The 19864-nt window shown below is 75.5% G+C and carries 18 protein-coding genes; 2 read left to right on the top strand and 16 right to left on the bottom strand.

What is annotated here, in order from left to right; translation table 11 throughout:
* The first annotated feature begins 84 nt into the window (after positions 1–84).
* A complete protein-coding gene (locus O2W14_RS08105; RefSeq protein ID WP_269175572.1) occupies positions 85–2466 on the top strand; it encodes a glycoside hydrolase family 3 N-terminal domain-containing protein in 2382 nt (793 codons plus the stop codon).
* A 124-nt stretch (positions 2467–2590) separates the two neighbouring features.
* Here O2W14_RS08105 and O2W14_RS08100 read toward each other — a convergent pair whose 3' ends face one another.
* The 9 genes from O2W14_RS08100 to O2W14_RS08060 all read right to left on the bottom strand — a co-directional run bounded on the left by O2W14_RS08100 (position 2591) and on the right by O2W14_RS08060 (position 10676).
* Positions 2591–3433 (bottom strand): pseudouridine synthase, encoded by an 843-nt coding sequence (locus O2W14_RS08100; protein ID WP_269175571.1) that lies wholly within the window; start codon positions 3431–3433, stop codon positions 2591–2593.
* Between the two features lie 50 nt (positions 3434–3483).
* Complete coding sequence (gene scpB, locus O2W14_RS08095) at positions 3484–4350, bottom strand: SMC-Scp complex subunit ScpB (RefSeq protein WP_269175570.1); 867 nt, start codon at positions 4348–4350, stop codon at positions 3484–3486.
* Complete coding sequence (locus tag O2W14_RS08090) at positions 4347–5195, bottom strand: segregation and condensation protein A (protein WP_269175569.1); 849 nt, start codon at positions 5193–5195, stop codon at positions 4347–4349. Before O2W14_RS08090 ends, scpB begins: the two co-directional genes overlap by 4 nt.
* A 42-nt stretch (positions 5196–5237) precedes the next feature.
* Entirely contained in the window at positions 5238–5741 is a 504-nt protein-coding gene (locus O2W14_RS08085) for a hypothetical protein (protein ID WP_269175568.1), read from the bottom strand.
* A 70-nt stretch (positions 5742–5811) separates the two neighbouring features.
* Positions 5812–6732, bottom strand: coding sequence for a ParA family protein (locus tag O2W14_RS08080; RefSeq protein ID WP_269175567.1), 921 nt, complete (start codon positions 6730–6732; stop codon positions 5812–5814).
* 192 nt (positions 6733–6924) lie between these two features.
* Positions 6925–7923 carry a site-specific tyrosine recombinase XerD gene (gene xerD / locus O2W14_RS08075; RefSeq protein ID WP_269175566.1) on the bottom strand — a complete coding sequence of 333 codons (999 nt, stop codon included), beginning with the start codon at positions 7921–7923 and terminating at the stop codon, positions 6925–6927.
* On the bottom strand, positions 7902–9017 hold the full coding sequence (gene ald, locus O2W14_RS08070; protein ID WP_269175565.1) for an alanine dehydrogenase: 1116 nt from the start codon (positions 9015–9017) through the stop codon (positions 7902–7904). The genes xerD and ald overlap by 22 nt, the downstream gene beginning before the upstream one ends.
* 199 nt (positions 9018–9216) lie before the next feature.
* On the bottom strand, positions 9217–9747 hold the full coding sequence (locus O2W14_RS08065; RefSeq protein WP_269175564.1) for a dihydrofolate reductase family protein: 531 nt from the start codon (positions 9745–9747) through the stop codon (positions 9217–9219).
* Positions 9744–10676 carry a helix-turn-helix domain-containing protein gene (locus O2W14_RS08060; protein ID WP_269175563.1) on the bottom strand — a complete coding sequence of 311 codons (933 nt, stop codon included), beginning with the start codon at positions 10674–10676 and terminating at the stop codon, positions 9744–9746. The genes O2W14_RS08065 and O2W14_RS08060 overlap by 4 nt, the downstream gene beginning before the upstream one ends.
* A gap of 125 nt (positions 10677–10801) precedes the next feature.
* On the opposite strand from O2W14_RS08060, the gene O2W14_RS08055 reads away from it, so the two are divergent.
* Entirely contained in the window at positions 10802–11446 is a 645-nt protein-coding gene (locus O2W14_RS08055) for a hypothetical protein (RefSeq protein WP_269175562.1), read from the top strand.
* Between the two features lie 261 nt (positions 11447–11707).
* Here the strand turns inward: O2W14_RS08055 and O2W14_RS08050 are convergent, their stop codons facing one another.
* Genes O2W14_RS08050 through steA form a run of 7 tightly spaced genes read right to left on the bottom strand, consistent with a single transcriptional unit; the run spans position 11708 to position 19644 of the window.
* Positions 11708–12292 carry an NUDIX domain-containing protein gene (locus O2W14_RS08050; RefSeq protein WP_269175561.1) on the bottom strand — a complete coding sequence of 195 codons (585 nt, stop codon included), beginning with the start codon at positions 12290–12292 and terminating at the stop codon, positions 11708–11710.
* Positions 12292–14007: a CTP synthase gene (locus O2W14_RS08045; RefSeq protein WP_269175560.1), complete on the bottom strand. Its 1716-nt coding sequence runs from the start codon at positions 14005–14007 to the stop codon at positions 12292–12294. The genes O2W14_RS08050 and O2W14_RS08045 overlap by 1 nt, the downstream gene beginning before the upstream one ends.
* Positions 14008–14042: 35 nt before the next feature.
* Positions 14043–15137, bottom strand: coding sequence for a glycosyltransferase family 4 protein (locus O2W14_RS08040; protein ID WP_269175559.1), 1095 nt, complete (start codon positions 15135–15137; stop codon positions 14043–14045).
* Entirely contained in the window at positions 15130–16761 is a 1632-nt protein-coding gene (gene murJ / locus O2W14_RS08035) for a murein biosynthesis integral membrane protein MurJ (protein ID WP_269175558.1), read from the bottom strand. The genes O2W14_RS08040 and murJ overlap by 8 nt, the downstream gene beginning before the upstream one ends.
* Positions 16758–17570, bottom strand: a complete 813-nt coding sequence (locus tag O2W14_RS08030) for a hypothetical protein (RefSeq protein WP_269175557.1) — start codon at positions 17568–17570, stop codon at positions 16758–16760. The genes murJ and O2W14_RS08030 overlap by 4 nt, the downstream gene beginning before the upstream one ends.
* Positions 17567–18514 carry a copper transporter gene (locus O2W14_RS08025; protein WP_269175556.1) on the bottom strand — a complete coding sequence of 316 codons (948 nt, stop codon included), beginning with the start codon at positions 18512–18514 and terminating at the stop codon, positions 17567–17569. Before O2W14_RS08025 ends, O2W14_RS08030 begins: the two co-directional genes overlap by 4 nt.
* Positions 18511–19644: a putative cytokinetic ring protein SteA gene (steA, locus tag O2W14_RS08020; RefSeq protein ID WP_269175555.1), complete on the bottom strand. Its 1134-nt coding sequence runs from the start codon at positions 19642–19644 to the stop codon at positions 18511–18513. The genes O2W14_RS08025 and steA overlap by 4 nt, the downstream gene beginning before the upstream one ends.
* Positions 19645–19864: the final 220 nt, after the last annotated feature.

The following is a 19864-nucleotide window of genomic DNA, read 5'->3' as shown; positions in this document are numbered from 1 at the left end:
TCCCCTCCCCTGCCCTCCGGCGCCGACACCGGCGACCAGTCAGCGCCTCCTCCGGCGCCCGAACCGACCCCAGGAGCCCGTCCCGTGACCTCGTCACCGTCCCCGTCCGACCTCGACTCGGGCGCCCCCGCCGCCGACGTGTGGAGCGACCCCGCGCGCCCGCTGCCCGAGCGCGTCCGCGCCCTGATGGACGTGATGACCCTCGAGGAGAAGGTCGCCCAGCTCTACGGCATCTGGACGACGATCTCCGACGGCGAGGAGGTGGCCCCCAACCAGCACGAGTTCTCCGAGCCGCTCCCGCCGTGGGAGGAGCTGACCAAGCCGGGCCTCGGCCAGCTGACCCGCGTCTTCGGCACCGGCCCGGTGGAGCCGCTCACCGGCGCCCGGGTGCTCGCCCAGACCCAGCGCGACCTGGTCGCCAACTCCCGCCTCGGCATCCCGGCCGTGGCCCACGAGGAGTGCCTGACCGGCTTCACCGCCTGGCAGGCCACCGTCTTCCCCACCCCGCTGGCCTGGGGCGCCTCCTTCGACACCGCCTCGGTCGAGACCATGGCCGCCGGCATCGGTGAGCTCATGCGCTCCGTCGGTGTGCACCAGGGCCTGTCCCCGGTGCTGGACGTGAGCTTCGACCACCGCTGGGGCCGCACCGAGGAGACCATCAGCGAGGACCCCTACCTCGTCGCCGTCCTGGGCTCGGCCTACACCCGCGGGCTGGAGAGCTCGGGCATCGTCGCGACCCTCAAGCACTTCGCCGGCTACTCGGGCTCCGGCTCGGGCCGCAACCACGCCCCGGTGCGGCTGGGCCCCCGCGACTTCGCCGACATCGTGCTGCCCCCGTTCGAGACCGCGCTGCGCGAGGGCGGTGCCCGCTCGGTGATGAACTCCTACGCCGCCGTCGACGGCCTGCCCCCGGCCGCGGACCCCGCGCTGATGACCGGCCTGCTGCGGGAGACCCTGGGCTTCGACGGCGTCGTGGTCGCCGACTACTTCGCCGTCTCCATGCTCGAGACCACCCAGGGCGTGGCCTCCTCCCCCGGTGACGCCGCCGCGCAGGCGCTGCGGGCCGGCATCGACGTCGAGCTGCCCACGGTGCGCTGCTACGGCGAGCCGCTGCTGGAGCGCATCCGCTCCGGTGAGGTCGGCATGGACGTCATCGACCGCGCGCTGGAGCGGGTGCTGCTGCAGAAGGGCGAGCTCGGCCTGCTCGACGCCGGCTGGGACCCCGAGCCCGCGGTGCTGCGCGAGGGCGCGGAGACCCTGGACTTCGACCCGCCGTACATGCGGGCGCTGGCCCGCACGCTCGCCGAGCGGTCCGTCGTCCTGCTGGACAACCGCACCTCGGCGCTGCCGCTGCAGGCCCCGGCGAAGCTCGCCGTCGTCGGCCCCGCCGCCGACGAGGTGCTGTCGCTGATGGGCTGCTACGCCTTCCCCAACCACGTGGGCGTGCAGCACCCGGACATGCCGCTGGGCATCGAGCTGCCGACGCTGCTCGATGCGGTGCGCACCGAGTTCCCCGACGCCGAGGTCACCACCGCCCGCGGCGTCCCGGTGCAGGAGCTCGACCGCAGCGGCATCGACGAGGCGGTGCGGGTGGCCGGTGAGTCCGACGTCGTCCTCGCCGTCCTCGGTGACGTCGCCGGGCTGTTCGGCCGCGGCACCTCCGGTGAGGGCTGCGACGCCGACGACCTGCGCCTGCCCGGCCTGCAGGGCGAGCTGCTGGACGCGCTGCTGGAGACCGGCAAGCCGGTCGTGGTCGTGCTGCTCACCGGGCGGCCCTACGCCCTGGGCGCCGTCGTCGACCGGGCCGCCGCGATCGTCCAGGCGTTCTTCCCGGGCGAGGAGGGCGCCGGCGCGGTCGCCGGTGTGCTGAGCGGCCGGGTCAACCCCTCCGGTCGGCTGCCGGTCTCGGTGCCGGCCACCCCGGGCGGGTCGCCGGCCACCTACCTGCACCCGATCCTCGGCGCGCAGAGCGGCATCAGCTCCGCCGACCCCACGCCGGCCTTCCCCTTCGGGCACGGCCTGTCGTACACCACCTTCGACCTCGCCGACCTGCAGGTCGCCGGTGTCGACGGCGCGGCGACGGAGGAGCTGGCCACCGACGGCTCGGTGACGGTCTCCGCGACGGTGCGCAACACCGGTGAGCGGGACGGCGCCCAGGTCGTGCAGCTCTACCTGCACGACCCGGTCGCCAGCGTGGTCCGCCCGGTCACTCAGCTCGCCGGCTTCGCCCGGGTCGAGCTGGCCGCGGGTGCGGGCGCGCGCGTGTCGTTCACCCTGCACGCCGACCGGACGTCGTTCACCGGCCGGGAGCTGACCCGCATCGTGGAGTCCGGCGACCTGGTGCTCAAGGTCGGCACGTCGAGCACCGACCTGCCGTTGGAGACCACCGTCCGGGTCACCGGCCCGGACCGCGTCGTCGGCGTCGACCGCGTGCTCACCACCCCGGTGGAGATCACCGCCCTGTAATCAACACCCGCAACGCACACCGGCCGGCGTCCCCGAGAGGGGACGCCGGCCGGTGTGCGTTCCGGCCCCCTTGCAGGGCCCCGCCGCGAGCTCGCGAGCGGTGGGGCCCTGCAAGGGGGTCCTTCTACATGCCGACGAGCTCGTGGAGGGCGCCGACCTCGGTGCGGGTGAGCTTGCGGATGGTGCCGGTGCGCATCCGGGCCAGCTCGATCGGGCCGACGGCGGTGCGGGTGAGCCGGGTGACGGGCAGCCCGACCTCGGCCAGCAGCCGGCGGACGATGTGCTTGCGCCCCTCGTGCAGGACCACCTCGACGACCGACTGGCCGGCGTGGGCGTCCACGACGTGGAAGGAGTCCACCTTGACCGGGCCGTCCTCGAGCTCGATGCCCTTGCGCAGCGTGCGGTGCAGGTCGCGCGGCACCGAGCCGGTGACCTGGGCGAGGTAGGTCTTGGACACCAGGTAGGAGGGGTGCGCCAGCCGGTGGGCGAGCTCGCCGTCGGTGGTGAGCAGCAGCAGGCCCTCGGTGTCCTGGTCGAGGCGGCCCACGTGGGTCAGCCCGACGGCGAGGTCGCCGATCATGTCCCCGACGGTGGGGCGGCCCCGGTCGTCGCTCATCGAGGTGATGATCCCGACGGGCTTGTTCATCGCGTAGGTGACCTTGTCGTTGCGGATGTCGATCCGCCGCCCGTCGACAGCGATGACCGCGGTGTCGGGGTCCACGCGCATGCCCTGCACCCGCACGACCTGGCCGTTCACGCTGATCCGGCCGGCGTCGATCATGTCCTCGGAGACGCGCCGGGAGCCGACACCCGCGCGGGCGAGCACCTTCTGCAGCCGCTCGCCGGGGCTGTCGTCGTCGTGCTGGGGCTCCTCGACGTCACCGGGGCGGATCGGTGCGAGCTCCATGTCCTCGGACCAGCCCTCACCGCCGGAGGTGGTGGGAGTGTCGTCTGCAGTCGTGTCCATCCCCTCCAGTCTCCCACCTGCGCGCCGGTGCTCCTACCGGTCGGCAGACGTCAGCTGTCGGGGTGCTCGTCGAGCAGGGTGCGGGTGTCGGGCAGCAGCGGGGCGAGCTCGGGCAGCTCGTCGAGGCCGGTGAGCCCGAGCCGCTCGAGGAACAGCGGGGTGGTCACGTACAGCCCGCCGCCGGTGTCGGGGTCGGCGCCGGCCTCGCGGATCAGCCCGCGGGCGGTGAGCGTGCGGACGACGGCGTCCACCCCGACCCCGCGGATCGCCGAGATGCGGGCGCGGGTGACCGGCTGCCGGTAGGCGATCACCGCCAGCGTCTCCAGCGCCGCCTGGGTCAGCCGGCTGCGCTGCCCCTCCAACAGGTGCCGCTCCACCACCGCGGCGTGCTCCTCCCGGGTGTAGAGCCGCCACCCCTCCCCCACCCGGCGCAGCGTGGTGCCGGCCCGGCGCTCGTCGTACGCGGCGGCCAGTGCCACCAGCGCGGCGCGCACCCGGTGGACCGGCACCTGCAGCGCCGCGGCCAGCGAGGGCTCGTCCAGCGGGGTGTCGGTGACGAACAGCAGCGCCTCCAGTCCGCCGTGCAGTGCGACGTCGTCCAGCGGGGTGAGGTCGAGCGGGAGCTCGTCCGGCACCGCGGCGACGGTCTCCTCGACCGGCGCCTCCGGCTCGGGGACGACGACCAGCTCCACCGGCGGATCGGCGGGTGCCCGGCCCAGCCCGCGGGAGGACGGGGCGTCGGCGGGGTCGCTGCGCGCCTCGGGCCGGCCGAACTCGGCGGCCAGCCGGGCGGCGACGGCGTCCCAGCCCTGGTCCCGGGCGGTGCCCCGCTCCTCGCCCTCGGCCAGGCCGGCGGCGACCTCGGCGACGACGGCGTCCCAGGAGAACGGGCGCGGGGCCTCCGGCTCGTCGGTCATCGATCGTCCTCGGGCAGGTCCGCGTCCAGGTCCAGGTCCGCGGGCAGCGACAGGTCGGCGGGCAGCCGGCCGTCGACCAGGGCCGGGCCGGTCCAGCGCACGTGCAGCTCCCCCAGCGGCACCGCCTGGTCGAAGGTCACCAGCTGCTGGCGGTACAGCTCCAGCAGCGCGAGGAACCGGGCGACCACCTCGAGGGTGTGCGCGCAGTCGCGGCTCAACGACCGGAAGGTCGCCGTCCCGGCCTCGGCGACCCGGCTGCGGACGAGGACCAGCTGCTCGGTGACGCTGACCGCCGGGGCGTGCAGGTGGGTGACGCTGACCGTGGGCGGGGGCTTGGGCGTGAGCGCCTCGAACGCCAGGGCGGCGAACTGCTCGGGCGTCACCCCGAGGAGCACCTCGGGCAGCAGCTGGGCGAACTGCGGCTCGAGGCCGGCGTCGCGGGCGTACCGGCGGGCGGCCTCGGACTCGCGGGTGCGCAGGAAGGCGGCGGCCTGCTTGTAGGCCCGGTACTGCAGCAGCCGGGCGAACAGCAGGTCGCGGGCCTCCAGGACGTCGAGGTCGTCGGGGTCCTCGACGTCGGCGGCGGGCAGCAACCGGGCGGCCTTGAGGTCCAGCAGCGTGGCGGCGACGACCAGGAACTCGCTGGCCTGGTCCAGGTGCAGCTCGTCGGAGAGGTCGCGCAGGTGGGCGATGAACTCGTCGGTGACCACCGACAGGGCGATCTCGGTGACGTCGAGCTTGTGCTTGCCGATCAGCTGCAGCAGCAGGTCGAACGGGCCCTCGAAGTTGGTCAGCCGGACGGTGAACCGCCCGGTGCCCGCCTCCGGGACCGCCACCGTCGTCACCGCACCAGCCTAAGCGGGACCCCTGACAGGTCCCGCCTGTCCTCAGTGCTTGCGCAGGCGGCGGACGAGGACGGAGTCCTCGCCGTGCACCTCGAGGTCGGCCAGCAGGACGTTGATCGCCTCGCGGACGATCCGGCCGCGGTCGGCGGCCACGCCGTGCTGCCCGCGCAGGGTCAGCCGCGCGGTCTCCAGGGCCAGCAGCTCGTCGGCCGAGCAGTAGACGGTGATCTTCTCCTCGTGCCGGGTGCGGTTCTTGTCCGCGGCACCGCGGGTCCGCTGGGCCGGCGCGGCCGGCAGCGTGGACCGGTGCGCGGCCAGCTCGTCGACGACGATGCGCGGGGCACCACCGGCGACGTCGGGCACCAGCGTCAGCGGCGGGGCACCGGCCTCGGCCTCGCGCGCGGCGGAGGACCCGCGCAGCGCAGGCGAGGAGGTCGTGGCGGCCAGGTTCGGCAGCTCGGTGACCGGGGCCGGCGGCGGTGTTGCCGGGGTGTCGGTCCGGCGGAACAGCTCGGACGCACCGGGGAGCACAGGACGGCGGGTCACGCGTCCTCCTCGCTGGCGCTCGTCGTCGGCGTGACGGGTGCTGTGCCCATCGGTGAACTCGCTCGCTCGTTCACAGGGCGAGGACCTCCTTGGCCAGGTCGCGGTAGGCGGCAGCGCCACCGGACGTCGGGGCCCACTGCGTGATCGGCTGCCCGGCGACCGTGGTCTCCGGGAAGCGCACGGTGCGGGAGATGACGGTCTGGAACACGGTGTCGCCGAAGGCCTCGACGACCCGGCTGAACACCTCGCGGCAGTGCACGGTCCGCGTGTCGTACATCGTGGCGAGGATGCCGGAGATCTCCAGCGACGGGTTGAGCCGCTCCTTGACCTTGTCGATGGTGTCGACCAGCAGCGCGACGCCGCGGAGGGAGAAGAACTCGCACTCCAGCGGGATGATCACGCCCTGGGCGGCGGTGAGCGCGTTGACCGTCAGCAGCCCCAGGGAGGGCTGGCAGTCGATGAGCACGTAGTCGTACTCGGCCCGGATCGGCGCCAGCACCCGCAGCAGGGTCTGCTCACGGGCGACCTCGCTGACCAGCTGCACCTCGGCGGCGGACAGGTCGATGTTGCTGGGCACCAGGTCCAGGCCGGGGATGCCGGTGGCGACCCGGACGTCGGCCAGGGTGGTGGCCGGCTCCATGAGCGCGTTGTAGATGGTGCGGTCCAGGCCCTGCGAGGGGATGCCCAGGCCGACCGAGAGCGCACCCTGCGGGTCCAGGTCGACGAGCAGGACCTTGCGGCCGTGCTCGGCCAGCGCGGCCCCGAGGTTGATGGTCGAGGTCGTCTTGCCGACCCCGCCCTTCTGGTTGCACATGGCGATGACCTGCGCCGGACCGTGGGAGGTCAGGCGCTTGGGCTCGGTCAGCTTCCGCTGCCGGGCCCGGGCAGGGTCGACCCGGCTCGTCGGGGCACCCATCTCGGCACCGCCGGACAGGCCCCCGTCGTACGGGAGCCCGACGGCGGACGCCGCCGCCTCGGCTCGTGTCGACATCGCTTCTGCCTCTTCCCTGGACCGTCGCTGCCGCGTCCGCCGGCTGGCGGTCGCGGGAGGAGGACGCTGTCCCCGGCGGGGGGAAGCCGCCGGTCCGTTCTCCTGCGTCCCTCATCGGCAGGGTGGGCGGTGACCGTGACCCGAACGCGGGACGACTTGTCGACAAGTTGCCCCGCCCGCCCGGCGGTGGGCTCAGCGCAGCGCGCGGGGGTGGCTGGTGGCGTAGACCTCGCGCAGCCGCTCGACGGTGACCAGCGTGTAGACCTGGGTGGTGGTCACCGAGGCGTGGCCGAGCAGCTCCTGCACGACGCGGACGTCGGCGCCGCCGTCGAGCAGGTGGGTGGCGAAGGAGTGCCGCAGGGTGTGCGGGGACAGCTCGGCGCCGATCCCGGCCCGCTCGGCGGCCTCGCGCAGGATCGTCCAGGCGCTCTGCCGGGACAGCGGGCCGCCGCGGGCGTTGAGGAACAGCGCTCCCCCGCGCACCCCGGTGCGGGCCTTGGCCACCAGCGCCGGTCGCGCGCGCACCAGGTAGTCCTGCACGGCCCGGACGGCGTAGCTGCCCACCGGGACGACGCGCTCCTTCCCGCCCTTGCCGGCCAGCCGCACCGCCGCGGTGCTGGGGTCCGCGCCCAGCGCCAGGTCGTCGACGGCCAGCCCCACGGCCTCGGAGATGCGGGCGCCGGTGCCGTACAACAGCTCCAGCAGCGCCCGGTCGCGCAGCCCGCGGGGGCCCTCGACGGAGGCGGCGGCCTCCAGCAGCGCCACCACCTGCTCGACCGGGATGGCCTTGGGCAGCCGCCGGGCCGGGGCCGGGGGCTTGACCTCCGCGGCGACGTCGTCGGTGATCAGCCCGTCGAGCAGGGCGAACCGGTGCAGCCCGCGGACGGCGACCACCGCACGCGCGGCCGAGGTGGCCGACAGCGGTGGGTGGTCGTCGTCCCCGGTGCGCAGGGCGACGAGGAACGCGGCCACGTCGGACTCCCCCACCTCGCCGAGCCCGCGCACCCCGGCGGCGGTGAGGAACTCCGCGTAGCGGCGCAGGTCCCGGCGGTAGGAGCTGATCGTGTTGGCCGCCAGCCCGCGCTCGACGGTGAGGTGGTCGAGGTAGCCGGTGACGGTGCGGGCGACGTCGGGGCCGGCCGACGTCGCACTGCTCAGGGTCGCGCCGGTCAGGACAGGACCTCCTGCCACGGCACCGACGGCAGTGCGTGCGCATCCGCCACCCCGGCGTGCACCAGCCGTCCGGCGGCGACGTTGACCCCGCGGGCCAGCGCCGGGTCGGCGGCCAGCGCGGCCGCGGTGCCCCGGTTGGCCAGCGCCATGACGTAGGGCAGCGTGACGTTGGTCAGCGCGTAGGTCGAGGTGTGCGGCACCGCGCCGGGCATGTTGGCCACGCAGTAGAAGACGGAGTCGGCGACGCCGAAGGTCGGGTCGTCGTGGGTGGTGGGCCGGGTCGACTCGAAGCAGCCGCCCTGGTCCACGGCGATGTCCACCAGCACCGAGCCGGGCTTCATCCGGGACACCAGCTCATCGCTGACCAGCACCGGCGCCTTGGCCCCGGCGACGAGGACGGCGCCGATGACCAGGTCGGCGTCCAGCACGGCACGCTCGACCTCCAGGGCGTTGGACGCCACGGTCTGCAGGTGGCCGCGGTAGAGCCGGTCGGCGGCGCGCAGCTTCTCCAGGTCCCGGTCCAGCACGGTCACCTGTGCCTGCATGCCCAGGGCGATGGTGGCCGCGTTCATCCCCGACACCCCCGCACCCAGGACGACGACCTTGGCCGCATGCACCCCGGACACCCCACCGAGCAGGACGCCGCGGCCGCCGGAGGCGCGCTCCAGGGTGTGCGCGCCCACCTGCGGGGCCATCCGGCCGGCGACCTCGGACATCGGGGCCAGCAGCGGCAGCGCCCCGCCGTCGGTCTGCACGGTCTCGTAGGCGATCGCGGTGGTGCCCGAGGCCAGCAGCGCGTCGGTGCACTCCCGCGACGCGGCCAGGTGCAGGTAGGTGAACAGCGTCTGCCCGGCCCGCAGCCGGCCGAACTCCTCGGCGATCGGCTCCTTGACCTTCAGCAGCAGGTCGGCCGCGCCCCACACGTCGTCGGCGGTCGGCACGATCCGCGCGCCGGCGGCGACGTAGTCGGCGTCCGGGATGGAGGACCCCGCGCCGGCGTCGGTCTCGACCAGCACCTCGTGCCCGGCGGCGACCAGCTCGGTGACCCCGGAGGGGGTCAGCGCGACCCGGTACTCACGGTTCTTGACCTCTCGGGCGACCCCGACGCGCATCGCAGCTCTCCACTGTCCCGGTGCGCGACCACCAGGGTGTCGGTGGCGCCACCGTGTCCGGGCGGCCCGGTCGGGGCCTGCCTCGGGCGGAGTCTAGGCACGGCGGGTGTCCCGGGTGTGTCAGGGAGCACTCTCCGGCCGGTCGCGAGAGTCGTGCTCGGTCCGGGCGGCCAGGACGTCGTTCGTGTGGGTCAGCAGCTCAGGCCGGCCGGACGACGGCGTACCGGACGACGACGAACTCGCCGTTGCGGTCGACCTCCTGCACCGCCAGCTCCACCCGCCGTGGCAGCAGTGGGGCGCCGGCGCCGAGGGTGACCGGGGCGATGGCCACCACGACCTCGTCGAGCAGGCCGCGGTCGGCGAACTGGCCGGCCAGGTCCCCACCGCCGACCACGTACACGTCCCGGCCCGCGGCCGCCTCGACCATCGCGGCGTGCACCCGGGCCGGGTCGTCGGCGGTGGGCCGCAGGTCCGCTCCCGGGACGAGGTCGAGCTCCCGGTGGGTGAACACCCACGTCGGCCGCTCGGGCACCCAGCCCGGGTCGTTCTCCCGCACCCACCGGTAGGTGGTCGCCCCCATGGCCACCGCGCCGACCCCGGCGATGAAGCCGTCGTAGCCCATCGGCCCGGCCGGGTCGTTGTCCCGGGTGAGCAGCCAGTCCAGGGAGTGGTCGGCGGTGGCGATGAAGCCGTCCAGGGACGTGGCGGTGTAGTACACGGTGCGGGTCACGAGGTCCTCCTGCTCAGCCAGTCGATCGGGTCGCCGGCGTCCACGTCGAGGCCGGCTGCGCGGAACCAGTGCCGGGCCAGCTGCCGGCGGTGGGCGCCGTAGGTGAGCACGTGCGCGACGACGCTGCCGAGCACGAACGACTCCGGCGGGTCACAGAGGGCGTCGACCAGCCGGTCGCCCCACGCGCCGCGGCGGGAGACCTCCCGGACGAACGCCAGCCAGCGGGGGGCGGCCGCGTCGTGCCGGGCCAGCAGGGCCGCCGGGTCGTCGCGGCCGCGGGCCGGGTGGTCGGCGCCCTCCACGGCGGCCAGCCACACCTCGGTCGTCCAGACCTGGTGCTCCAGCACCGCGGCCAGCGACTCCTCCGGACCGTCCCAAGGCAGCACCTGCTGGCCGGGGACGCGCACCCGCCGGTACTCCGCCTCCGGACAGCCCTTCGCGATCTCCAGCAGGGCGCGGGTGTCCTCGAGGTCGTGGTGCACGAGCAGTGCGGTCACCTCGTCGCCACCGCGCTGCCCCGGCCGGCCGGTGACCCACAGCGAGGCCGGCGGGTGGAAGTGGATGCCGTTGGGCGCCGGCAGCCAGTGCGCGTCCCGCCCGGGCGCCGTCCCCGCCTGCCCGGGGGAGCAGCCGTAGGCCCGGCTGAACGCGCGGCTGAAGCCCTCCACCGACTCGTAGCCGGCGGCGAAGGCGACGTCGGTGACGCTGCGGCCCTCGCGCAGCTGCCAGGCCGCGCGCTCCAGCACCACCCGGCGGCGCAGTGCGACCGGCGCCTCCCCCGCGCCGCGGCTCACCTGCCGGGCGAAGTGCCACGGTGAGGCGAAGGCGTCGCCGGCCATCTCGGTCAGCGTGCGGTTGTCCTCGTCCAGGACGGCGTCCAGCAGCTCGCGCAGCCGGTCACGTCCGGCGGCCGGGGTGTCCTCGGGCATGCGGGCAGTCTGTCGCGCGCGGCGGTCCCGGCGCCCGACCGTTCTTGCGCACCCGGATCGCCGTCCCGGGCCGGGGTGCCGCACCATGCCGGGGACCCACCCGCCCGTTCCCGGGAGCCCCGCTGATGCGCCTGTACGCCGACCGACCCGACCGCCGCGCCCGGCAGGTGGCCGCCGACCTGGGCCTGGTGGTCTGGCTGGTGGCGTGGCTGCTGGTCGCCCGGGTGGTGCACCGGGCCGTGCTGGTCCTGGCCGAGCCCGGCCGCGCGCTGTCGGACCTGGGCCGGTCGATCTCGGACACCATGGGCAGCGCCGCCGGCGCGGCCGACGGCGTCCCGGTGGTCGGCGACGAGCTCGCCACGCCCTTCGACGCCCTCGGGGACGCCGGGGCGCAGGTCACCGGGGCCGGGCAGGGCGCCCAGGACGCCGTCTCGACGCTGGCCACGGTGCTGGCCGTGGTCCTGGTGGTGCTGCCGGTGGGCTGGTTGCTGCTGCGCTGGCTGCCGTGGCGGCTGGGCTGGCTGCGCGAGGCCCGGGCCACCGACCGGCTGCTGGCGCACGGCGCGCAGGGCGTGGGCGACCTCGAGCTGCTCGCGGCGCGGGCGATGGCGACCGCACCGCTGAGCCGGCTGGCCGCGCTGCCCCCCGGCACCGGCGCCGGGTGGCGGGCCGGCGACCCGGCCGCCGTCCGGGCCCTGGCCGGGCTGGAGCTGCAGCGACTCGGGCTGACGCTGCCGACCGACGAGGGCGCCGCGACCCAGCCGGGTTGACCCGGGCGGCGCAGTGTGGAGCCGCGTGCGCACGCGGCTGGACCCCGCCCGGTGCAGGTCGACCCGCACCGACCGGGCGCCCCACCACCGACCGGGTCCACCACCGACCGGCTTGACCCGCCTCAGCTGACGTTGAGCCGGGCCGTGGCGCGGCTCAACGTCAGGTGGAGCGGCTCGACCCGCGCGGCGGCACGGGCCGGCGCACGGACGGCCGCGCTGTGGCGCGGCCGTCCGCCGGTGCAGGCGGCTGGGACCGAGGGCTCAGACCGCGTCGAGCGGGCGCAGCCGCGGCGCGGTGGCCCGCACCTGGGCGGCGGCGAGCACCCCGATGGCGGCGAGGGAGTTGCGGATCGTGCCGTCGAACACCCACTGCACGGCCTCCGTCAGCGGCACGCGCTCGACGGTCATGTCCAGCTCCTCGTGCTCGACCACGAAGCCCTCGGGCCGGTCGACCGACGCCAGGCCCTCGGCCAGGTACAGCAGCACCTTCTCGTCGCAGAAGCCCGGCGAGGGGTGGTGCGTGGTCAGCAGCGACCAGCGCTCCGCCGACAGCTGCACCTCCTCGGCCAGCTCGCGGCGGGCGGCGTCGACGGGGGCCTCGCCGTCGACGTCCAGCAGGCCGGCCGGCACCTCCCACATGTGTTCCCCGACCGGGTGCCGGTACTGGCGCAGCATCACGACCCGGTCCTCGTCGTCGAGGGCGACGATGCCGACCGCGCCGCCGTGGTGCACGACCTCGCGGACGCTCTCGCCCCCGCCGGGCATGGCCACGGTGTCCCTCCGCAGCGAGATGACCCGCCCGTCGTAGACCGTCTCGGTCGACAGCACCTCGTAGTCGTGACTCATCAGATCCCGACCGGCTCCTCGTCGGGCACCGGCAGCCGGGCGGCGTCCTGGAAGGAGGCCGCGGCGGCCACGAACGCGGCGAACAGCGGGTGCGGCCGGGTCGGGCGGCTCTTGAGCTCGGGGTGGGCCTGGGTGCCGACGAAGAACGGGTGGACGTCGGCGGGCAGCTCGGCGAACTCGACCAGCAGGCCGTCGGGCGAGGTGCCGGAGAAGACCAGGCCGGCCTCGGTGAGCCGGTCGCGGTAGGCGTTGGCGACCTCGTAGCGGTGCCGGTGCCGCTCGGTGATCTCCGTGGCGCCGTAGGCGGCGGCCGCGACCGAGCCCTTGGCCAGCGTCGCCGGGTAGCTGCCCAGGCGCATGGTGCCGCCCATGTCCCCGCGCCCGGCGACGACGTCGAGCTGGGTGGCCATGGTGGAGATGACCGCGTCGGGGGTATCCGGGTCGAACTCGGTGGAGTTGGCCCCGGCGATGCCGGCCAGGTTGCGCGCGGTCTCGATGACCATGCACTGCAGGCCCAGGCACAGCCCCAAGGTCGGGATGCCGTTCTCCCGGGCGTGCGTGATGGCGCCGAGCTTGCCCTCGATGCCGCGGACACCGAAGCCGCCGGGGATGCAGACGCCGTCCACCCCGGCCAGCGCGGCCCGGGCGCCCTCGGGGGTCTCGCAGTCGTCGGAGGGCACCCAGCGGATCTGCACCCGGGAGCGGTGGGCGAACCCGCCGGCCCGCAGCGCCTCGGTCACCGACAGGTAGGCGTCGGGCAGGTCGATGTACTTGCCGACCAGGGCGACGGTGACGGTCTGCTTCGGGGCGTGGACCCGGTCGAGCAGGTCACCCCACACGGTCCAGTCGACGTCCCGGAAGGGCAGGCCGAGGCGACGGACGACGTAGGCGTCCAGGCCTTCCCGGTGCAGCACCCGCGGGATGTCGTAGATCGAGGGGGCGTCCGGGCAGGACACCACGCCCTCGGCGTCGGTGTCGCACATCAGGCTGATCTTGCGCTTGAGGCCCTCGCTGATCGGCCGGTCGGAACGGCAGACGATCGCGTCGGGCTGGATGCCGATGCTGCGCAGCTGGGCCACCGAGTGCTGGGTCGGCTTGGTCTTCAGCTCACCGGAGGGCGCGATGTAGGGGATCAGCGAGATGTGCAGGAAGAAGCAGTTGTCCCGGCCGATCTCGTGGCGCACCTGGCGGGCGGCCTCCAGGAACGGCAGCGACTCGATGTCGCCGACCGTGCCGCCGATCTCGGTGATCACCACGTCGACCCGCTCGGCGGAGTCGGCGCCGGCCAGCATCCGGGCCTTGATCTCGTTGGTGATGTGCGGGATGACCTGCACGGTGTCGCCGAGGTACTCCCCGCGCCGCTCCCGGGCGATCACGTCGGAGTAGACCTGGCCGGTGGTCACGTTGGCCCGGCCGGTGAGGTCGGTGTCCAGGAACCGCTCGTAGTGCCCGATGTCCAGGTCGGTCTCGGCGCCGTCCTCGGTCACGAAGACCTCGCCGTGCTGGAACGGGTTCATGGTGCCGGGGTCCACGTTGAGGTACGGGTCCAGCTTCTGCATGGTGACCCGCAGCCCACGGCTGGAGAGCAGTGCCCCCAGGGAGCTCGCGGTCAGGCCCTTGCCCAGGGACGACACGACGCCGCCGGTGACGAAGACGAACTTCGTCGGCTGGGAGTTGGGGAGCGAACGGTTGCCGGATTCTGCCTGTCGACCCACGGACGCCGACGTTAACACGGGCTCCCCCGCACTTCTCAGCGCCGGGCCAGCAGCTCCGCGTACACGGTGACCAACTGGGCCGCGGTCGCCGCCTCGTCCGGCCAGCCCGCCGCCTGCCGCGGTCCGGCCGCCGCCAGCTCCGCGCGCCGCGCCGGGTCGGTGAGCAGCCCGCCCAGCGCAGCGGCCAGCGCACCGGCGTCCCCGGCCGGGACGAGCACGGCGGCGTCCCCGACCAGCTCCGGGACGCCGCCCACCGCGGTGGCCACCAGCGGGACGCCGGAGCGCAGCGCCTCCTGGGCGGTGAGCGAGCGGGCCTCCCACACCGAGGGCAGGACGACGACGTCGGCGGCGGCGAGCAGGTCGGCGACGTCGGTGCGGCGGCCCAGCAGGGTCACCGGCAGCCCCCCGGCGGTGACGCGCGCGGCGAGTGCGTCGTGCAGCGGCCCGTCCCCGGCGACGGCGACCAGCGGGTCACCGGCGACACCTGCGGCCAGGACGTCCAGCAGCACGTCATAGCCCTTCTGCGGGTGCAGCCGGCCCACGGCCAGCACCAGCGGCCGGGCGTCGTCCAGCCCCAGCTCGGCGCGCACCTGCGCCCGCGGGCGGGTGGGCGGCGGCAGCGGGGGCGCCGACACCGGCGCCGCCCGGACGTCGCGGGCACCCAGCCGGACGGCGTTGGCGGCGAGGTCGGCCGAGGCGGCCAGCACCACGTCGGCGGCGCGGACGGTGGCCCGCTCGGCGGCGTCCAGCACCCGGCGCCGGAGCCCGCCCCCGGGCGGGGCGGCGTTGTGCAGCGTCAGGACCAGGGGCCGGTGGCCGGCCAGCGCGGCGACCAGCCCGGCGCGCAGCCCGTGGGCGTGCACCAGGTCGCTGCCGGCGGCCGTCCGGCGCAGCGCCCGGACCGCGCGCAGGTCGGCGGCCGGGGCGAGCCCGGCGGAGACGCCGACCTCGCGGAAGTCCGCGCCGGTGGCGGTGAAGCCGAACAGCTCCTCGGTGGCCCGCGGGCCGCACACCCGGACGTCCGCACCGGCCGCGACCAGGGCCGGCAGCACCGAGCGCAGGTGGGTGCCGACGCCGCCGGTGCTGGTGGCCAGCACCTCGGTGACCCGTCGGTCGGTCAGCTCAGCCACTCGTCTCCCCCTCCGGTGTGCGCAGCCCCCGCAGGGCCGCGGTGAGCGGCCGGCGGGCGGTGGCCGCCAGCACGGCGGCCGCGACGAGCAGGACGACTCCCCCGCTCACCACGCCGACGCCGACCGCCGACGCCACCCCGCCACGCGGCACCGGGTCGGCGCCCAGCGCGGCGGACGTCAGCAGGCCGGCGGCCCCGGCGAGCACCGCGGCGCCGAGGGCGGGCACCCCGGTGCGCAGCACGCCGGTGAGCGCACCGGGCCCGGCGACCCGCACGACGACGGCCAGCAGCGACGCCCCGGCCACGGTGACCCCGATGCTGTGCCCGGCACCCAGGGCCAGCGCGCGGTCCGCGGGCGGCAGGGCGGCGGCGAGCACCAGGTCGGCAGCGACCGCGACCAGCCAGCCGGCGGTGAGGCAGACCGTCGGTGCCCGCCACGTGCCGCGGGCGTACAGCGCCCGGGACAGCAGCGCCACCAGCGCGTAGCCGACCAGCCCGGGGGCGAACCCGAGGACGGCGGCCCGCAGCGCCGGTGCTGCGGCGGCGTCGGTGGCCGAGGCGAGGAAGACCCGGGCGACCGGCCCCGCGACCGCGACCAGCCCGGCGGCGGCGACCGCCGCGGTGACCACGGTGAGCACCGCGGCCGGGGCCAGCGCCCGCCGGTAGCCGGCCTCGTCGCCGGCCGCCGCGCGCTCGCTCAGCGCCGGGTAGACCGAGGTGGCCAGGGGCACCGCCAGCGCCGCCCAGGGCAGCAGGAAGAGCGTCATGGCCGCGACGAGGACGACCTGGGTGCCGTCGGGGGCGCCGTCGTTGGCCAGCCGGATCGCCACCACGGTGACCAGCTGCTGCCCGGCCAGCGTGACCACCCCGGCCAGCGCGAGCCGGCGCACCCGGGGTGCGGCCCCGACCGGGAACCGCAGCGCCGGGCGCAGGCCCAGCCGCAGCCGGCGCAGCGGGCCGAGCAGCGACAGGCTCAGCGCGACCACGCCCAGCGTCGTCCCCATGCCCAGCACGAGCTCGGCGGCGGTGCCCAGGCCGGCGACGTCCCGGCTGCCGCCGATCGCGGCGAACACCAGGTAGGCGCCGGCGACGACCAGCGAGGACAGCAGCGGCGCCAGCGCCGGCCCGGCGAACCGGCGATGGGCCTGCAGGACGCCGGTGAGCACGATGCCGATGCCGTAGAGCACGACCTGCGGCGCGAAGACCAGCAGCAGCCGCGCCGCCAGGTCGACCTGCGCGGGGTCGCCGCCGCCCAGCAGCCCGGCGGCGATCGGCCGGGCGAGCAGCGCCACGCCCAGGGCGAGCGGGACCAGCAGCAGGAGGGTCCAGCCCAGCAGCGCCGAGGCGGTGCGCCGCACCTGCTCGCGGTCCCCGGCGGCGATCCCCCCGGCCAGCATCGGCACGACCAGGCTCGCCAACGCACCGCCGGCGACGACCTCGAAGACGACGTTGGGGACGGTGTTGGCGGCCAGGTAGGTGTCCCCGGTGCTGCCGGCGCCCACGGTGTTGGTGAACACGACGGTGCGGCCGAACCCGGCCAGCCGGGACAGCACGGTGAGCACCGAGATCAGCAGGGCCGCACCGGCCGCCCCCTGCACCAGGGCCCGCCGGGTGGAGGGGGTCACGTGCTGCGGCGGCCGAGCTGGTCGAGCTCGCGCAGACCGGGGGTCGACTCGATGACCCGGGTGAAGCTCACCTTCTCGCTGGCCAGGGTCAGCGCGGTGACGACCGCGAGCAGGCCAGCCCGGCCCGGGCGCCCGGGCAGGTCGGCCAGCCGCAGCCCCAGCAGCGCGCCCAGCGCGTTGGCCCCGCAGTCGCCGAGCATCACCCGCTCGCCGAGGTCGGCCGGCAGCAGTCCGGCGGTCGCGCCCAGCGCCCCGGCGGACAGCCCACCGGCCGGACCGCCGAGGGTCGCCCCGGCCAGCAGGACGGCGGCCTTGCCGGCCCGCCCCGGTCGCAGGTCCAGCAGGTTGACCAGGTTCGCCGTCCCGGCGACCAGCCCGACGGTGAGGACGGCGTCGGCCGCGCTCCCCCGCCGGGTGAGGACCGCGGCGACGGATGCGGCGGCACCGATCCCGACGACCTTGACCGCGCCCGCGGACACCCGGCCATCCCGCAGCGCGGCCAGGTGCCCGGCCAGCCCCTTGTCCCGGGCCTGCTCGGGGCGGGCGCCGGCCAGGTCGTCGTAGCTGCCCACGAGCCCGGCGACCGTGCCCACCACCGCTGCGGCGGCCCGGTGCCCGGTCGGGGCGCCGAGCACGGCGGCGCCGGTCGCGGCGGCGGCCAGCACCGGTCCGCCGAGCAGGCTCACCGGCCGGCCGGCGAAGTTGGTGCGCTGCCAGCGCGCACCCGGGACGCGCCCGGCCACGGCCAGCCCGGTCCGGGCGCCCAGCACCCCGGCCGCGGCCGCCGTCAGACCCCGGCGGCCGGTCACGACGCCGGCGGGACGGGCTGGGTGTCCTCGCCGCTCCCGTAGGCACCGGTCGTGCCGCGGCTCTCGGCGGCCAGCGCCAGCACGGTGCTGATCCGGCCGGCGGGCACGGTCACGTTGTCGACGGTGGAGACCACCGCCGAGACCGAGGTGTCGGCGCGCAGGGCCCGCAGGAGGCCGCCGTCGTCGACGGTGGTCGGGTCGCCCGCGGCCACGGCGCCGGAACCGCGCCGGTCCAGGGCGGTGACCAGCTGCACCAGGGCCTCGGTGCGGGGCAGGGCGTTCTCGTCGGTGAGCACCCCGGCGGTCAGCAGCACGGCGTGGTCGGCCGGCGTCACCGAGGAGGTGTCCCGGCTGAGCACCCCCAGCTCCTCCAGCCCGGCCAGCACCGAGGAGGTGGCCGAGGCGGGGACCGGCCCGGCGGTGCCGGCGTCGGCCGGGGGCACCATCAGCACCTCGGCGAGCAGGTCGGCGGCCAGGCCCGCGGGGTCGCCGGCGTCCGCCGGGTCCAGGCCGGCCGGCCGGCCGGGGCCGGAGACGTAGGCCTCCACCGCGGCGTCGTTGGCCGGGTCGCCGTACCCGGGGGTGAGCCGGATGGTGCCGGTCACGGTCGCGCCCGCGCTGCCCAGCAGGGCGGTGAGCCCCTCGAGCACGTCGGGGGCCACGTCCTCGGAGCCGACCACCAGGACGACGCTGCGCCCGGACAGGCTGCCCTCGACCAGCGCCGGGCCGACGGCCTCGTCGAAGCTGCCGACGTCGTCCAATTGCGCCTGCAGCTCCCGGCTCTGGTCCTCCAGTGCCCGCTTGTCCGTCTGGAGCGCGCTGACCTGGCCCTGCAGGTTCGTCAGCACCGGCCCGTTGAGCTGGGTGGTGCCGATGACTATCCCGAGCGCCACGGCCAGGAAGACCGCGATCAGCGAGACCAGGTGGTAGCGGAAGTCGATCACGTGAAGAGGTTCTCCAGCCAGAACACGAAGCTGTCCCATTGGTCGATCAACAGGTCGAAGTACACCCGGCCGGCGGTGGACACGGCCAGGGCCGCGGCGATCGAGGCGAGCGCGGCGACCACGAGGAACACCAGGGCGAGGGTGGAGATGCGGCTGCGGTAGAGCCGGCTCACGCCCTTGGCGTCGACGAGCTTGCCGCCCAGCCGCAGCCGGGTGAGGAAGGTCGAGGCCATGCCGCCGCGGCCCTTGTCCAGGAACTCCACGAGCGTGGCGTGCGTGCCGACGGCGACGATGAGCGAGGCGCCCTTCTCGTCGGCCAGCAGCATCGCGATGTCCTCGCTGGTGGCCGCGGCGGGGAAGGTGATCGCGGGGACGCCGAGGTCGGTGACCCGCTTCAGGCCGGGCGCCTGGCCGTCGGGGTAGGCGTGCACGACCACCTCGGCGCCGCAGCGGAGCACCGCGTCACTGACCGAGTCCATGTCCCCGATGATCATGTCCGGCTGGTAGCCGGCCTCCTTGAGCGCGTCGGCCCCGCCGTCGACGCCGATCAGCACCGGCCGGTAGTCGCGGATGTACGGCCGCAGCGCCTGCAGGTCCTCCCGGTAGTCGTAGCCGCGGACGACGATCAGCACGTGCCGGCCCTCGATCCGGGTGGTCACGTCGGGCACGCCCACGCCGTCGAGCAGCAGCGCGCGCTCGCGCTTCATGTACTCCATGGTGTTGGCCGCGAAGGCCTCCAGCTGCGCCGACAGCCCGGCGCGGGCGTCGACCATGGCCTCGGCCACGCTGTCCGGGGTCTGCTCGACACCCTGCGCGACCAGCGTGTCCCCGGCGAAGACCCGGTCGCCCTCGACCCGCAGCCGTGCGCCCTCCTTGACCCGGGTGAAGACCTCCTTGCCGACCCCGTCGATGAGCGGGATCCCCGCGTCGACCAGGACGCCGGGGCCGAGGTTGGGGTAGCGGCCCGACGTGCTGGGCGCGGCGTTGACGACGGCGGCGACCTGGCAGGACACCAGGGCGTCGGCGGCCACCCGGTCGACGTCGAGGTGGTCGATGACGGCGATGTCGCCGGGCCGCAGGCGCTTGGTGAGGTTCTTCGTCCGTCGGTCCAGCCGCGCCGGACCGCTCACGCCCGGTCCCGGGTCGGGCACTCGTCCGCGCCGCACCGTGCCGATCCGCATGGCGGGATGCTCCCACGGGCGCCCTTGGCCATGATCCCGACGCGCATCAGCGAGCAATCGACCACGCACAGTGACGACACCGGTGTGACCGCGACACGCCCGTGATCTGGGTGCGCGTCGCTGCAGCAGGACGGGACCGGCCCGTCACTAGCGTGACTGCTGTGACTGC

Origin of the sequence: Modestobacter sp. VKM Ac-2986 (assembly GCF_026967795.1) — a bacterium.
Classification (GTDB): domain Bacteria; phylum Actinomycetota; class Actinomycetes; order Mycobacteriales; family Geodermatophilaceae; genus Modestobacter.
Note: the sequence above shows the minus strand (reverse complement) of the source record. Positions and strands in the feature narration are given on the sequence as shown.